The 504-nt window shown below is 37.7% G+C and carries 1 tRNA gene; it reads right to left on the bottom strand.

Features of this window, described 5'->3' with window-relative positions:
• Positions 1 to 202 precede the first annotated feature (202 nt).
• Positions 203 to 276: transfer RNA gene (locus ABD859_RS21530), tRNA-Ala, on the bottom strand.
• Positions 277 to 504: the final 228 nt, after the last annotated feature.

Genomic DNA, 504 nt, shown 5'->3' with positions numbered 1-504 from the left:
CACGCCTTTCTTCGCCTCTGAGAGCCTAGGCATCCCCCATACGCCCTTATTTTGCTTATTGTACCAATCTTGTTTATTAAAACAAGACCGTTTTTTTTTGTTTTTCTTAGTTTGCACTTAGAAAAACGCTTTCTACTTTCTTATTATTTTCTTATCTCAATATGTCAATGAACTTTTATCTTACCCCTGAGGGTTTGATCTGTGGAGAATAACGGAGTCGAACCGTTGACCTCCTGCGTGCAAGGCAGGCGCTCTAGCCAGCTGAGCTAATCCCCCATTTTAAATCTTAGATTTTAGAATTCAGATTTTAGATCTCTAATTCTTATCTAATTTCCTTTGGTGAATCCCAGCTTCCAGAATTTCCTTTTAAATCAAGCTTTTCAGTCTTTTTTTTCTTAAATCTAAAATCTATAATTTTAAATCTTTTTAAAAAAGTAGTCCCGGGCAGACTCGAACTGCCGACCCCTACATTATCAGTGTAGTACTCTAACCAGCTGAGCTACG

Origin of the sequence: Flavobacterium ginsengiterrae, assembly GCF_039539785.1 — a bacterium.
In the GTDB taxonomy this organism is placed as follows: Bacteria; Bacteroidota; Bacteroidia; order Flavobacteriales; family Flavobacteriaceae; genus Flavobacterium; species Flavobacterium ginsengiterrae.
The sequence above is the reverse complement of the archived record's forward strand: the minus strand, read 5'-3'. Positions and strand labels throughout refer to the sequence as shown.